We start from the raw sequence: 2,605 nt of genomic DNA, 5'->3' as shown, positions 1-2,605 counted from the left end.
TATGAATGTTATTGCAATACCAACAAATAAGCCAATAGCTAGAGATGATCGTCCCGATTTAATCTATGCATCTATGAACGGGAAATTTGAAGCGGTTGCTGCGGATATTGCAGAACGAAATAAAAAAGGACAGCCCGTGTTAATTGGTACTGTTGCAATTGAAACTTCTGAAATCATTTCCAAGCTGTTAACAAAGCATGGCATTAAGCATAATGTATTAAATGCAAAAAACCATGAACATGAAGCAGAAATAATAGCAACAGCTGGACATCTTGGTTCTGTAACGATTGCCACTAACATGGCTGGACGTGGTACAGATATCAAACTTGGAGATGGAGTACTAGAAGTTGGCGGTTTAGCTGTTATTGGTACAGAGCGTCATGAATCTAGACGTATTGATAATCAGCTACGTGGTCGTTCAGGGCGTCAAGGAGATCCAGGGGTAACACAATTCTATCTTTCTATGGAAGATGAACTAATGCGTCGATTTGGTTCAGATAATATGCGTAATATGATGTCTAAGATGGGTATGGATGATTCACAACCAATCCAATCTAAAATGGTGTCACGTGCGGTAGAATCTGCCCAAAAACGAGTAGAGGGTAACAACTTTGACTCTCGTAAGCGATTGCTGCAATATGACGATGTATTACGTCAGCAACGTGAAATCATCTACAAAGAGCGTAATGAAGTTCTGGAAACAGAAAACATGCGTGACTTAGTGGAAACCATGATTTTCGCTGTTATTGAGCGACTTGTAACTACGCATACTAACGCGGAAAATAAAGCAGAGTGGAATTACAAAGCAATAGAGGATTATATTCAAGCGAATATGCTTCCAGAGGGTGTTATTACGCAAGAAACTTTAGAAAATCTTTCTCAAGAAGAAGTTATTGAGAAGATTAAAGAAGAAGTTATCTCCTTCTATGATGCAAAAGAAGAAGAAATGACAGCTGAACGTATGCGCGAATTTGAAAAAGTTGTACTGCTTCGTTCAATTGACTCGAAATGGATCGATCATATTGATGCAATGGATCAGCTTCGCCAAGGGATTCACTTACGTGCATATGGTCAAACAGATCCGCTTCGCGAATATCAAAGTGAAGGCTTTGCAATGTTCGAGGCAATGGTTGAGTCAGTCCAAGAAGATGTTGCTAAATATGCGATGAAAGCAGAAATTCGTAACAACCTAGAGCGTGAAGAGGTAGCAAAAGGGCAAGCTGTAAATCCAAAAGAAGAAGGCGGTCCTGTAAAGAAAAAACCTGTTCGCAAACAAGCAACAGTGGGACGTAACGAACCATGCCCATGTGGTAGTGGAGAAAAGTTTAAAAATTGCCACGGAGCAGTTAGATAATAGAGATATTCGGAGGAAATAAAAAATGATAGAAATTTCAGTTGTAAGAAATGAATTAGACCGTACGGCGGGCAAGTTAAATGACTTTAGGGGGTCTCTTTGACTTAGAAAACAAAGAGGTTCGTATACAAGAGCTAGAGGAATTAATGACTTTCCCTGACTTTTGGGATGATTCCCAAGGAGCTCAAAAGGTCATCAATGAGTTAAACGCTTTAAAAGGCATAGTGGAGCAATACAACGACCTTATGTCTACACAAGAAAACTTAGAAATGACGTTAGAGTTATTGAAAGAAGTTCCGGATGAAGAATTGCAAGAGGAGCTTGGCAGTGAGCTGAAAGAGTTTACAGCTGCACTTGGAGAGTTTGAGCTTCAACTTCTTTTAAGTGAAGAATACGACAAGCACAATGCTATTTTAGAATTACATCCAGGTGCTGGTGGAACTGAATCCCAAGATTGGGGGTCGATTCTTTTACGTATGTATCAGCGCTGGGCTGACAAACGTGGCTTTAAAGTAGAAACGATCGATTACTTGCCAGGAGACGAAGCAGGTATTAAATCTGTAACGCTACTGATCAAAGGTCATAACGCCTATGGATATTTAAAAGCAGAAAAGGGTGTACATCGTCTAGTACGTATTTCACCGTTTGATTCGTCTGGTCGACGACATACCTCTTTTGTGTCTTGTGAGGTTATGCCAGAATTTACTGATGAGATTGAAATTGAAATCCGTACAGAAGATTTGAAAATTGATACGTATCGTGCAACTGGTGCAGGTGGTCAGCATATCAATACAACGGACTCCGCTGTCCGTATCACTCACTTACCAACTAACTCGGTTGTAACATGCCAATCAGAGCGTTCACAGATCAAAAACCGTGAGCACGCAATGAAGCTTTTAAAATCAAAGCTGTACCAATTAAAAATCGAAGAACAGGAAGCTCAGCTTGCTGAAATTCGTGGAGAACAAAAAGAAATTGGATGGGGAAGTCAGATTCGTTCCTATGTATTCCACCCATACTCCATGGTTAAGGATCACCGTACCAATGAGGAAAGTGGAAATGTCCATGCAGTCGTGGATGGGGAAATTGACCCATTCATTCATGCCTACTTACGCTCTAAAATAAATTAATAGACGGTAAAAAATCCCATGCTATAATAAAATAGTATGCGATTTTTACTATTTTATATGGGGATTGCGCAAAAGGATATGAACATACATGAATTGAAAAAAAAGCATTTGCTAAGAAAAA

General features: G+C 39.7%; 2 protein-coding genes. Both read left to right on the top strand.

Annotation, left to right across the window (positions count from 1 at the left end; genetic code table 11):
• On the top strand, positions 1–1,354 hold a 1,354-nt coding region (locus tag AC52RT_RS08630; RefSeq protein WP_495540365.1), incomplete at its 5' end, for a preprotein translocase subunit SecA.
• 28 nt (positions 1,355–1,382) lie between these two features.
• A protein-coding gene (gene prfB / locus AC52RT_RS08625) for a peptide chain release factor 2 (RefSeq protein WP_340886063.1) occupies positions 1,383–2,484 on the top strand; the annotation gives its coding sequence in 2 pieces (ribosomal slippage) (positions 1,383–1,454 and positions 1,456–2,484; 1,101 coding nt in all).
• Positions 2,485–2,605 lie beyond the last annotated feature (121 nt).

Source organism: Peribacillus sp. (assembly GCF_059453735.1).
Note: the sequence above shows the minus strand (reverse complement) of the source record. Positions and strands in the feature narration are given on the sequence as shown.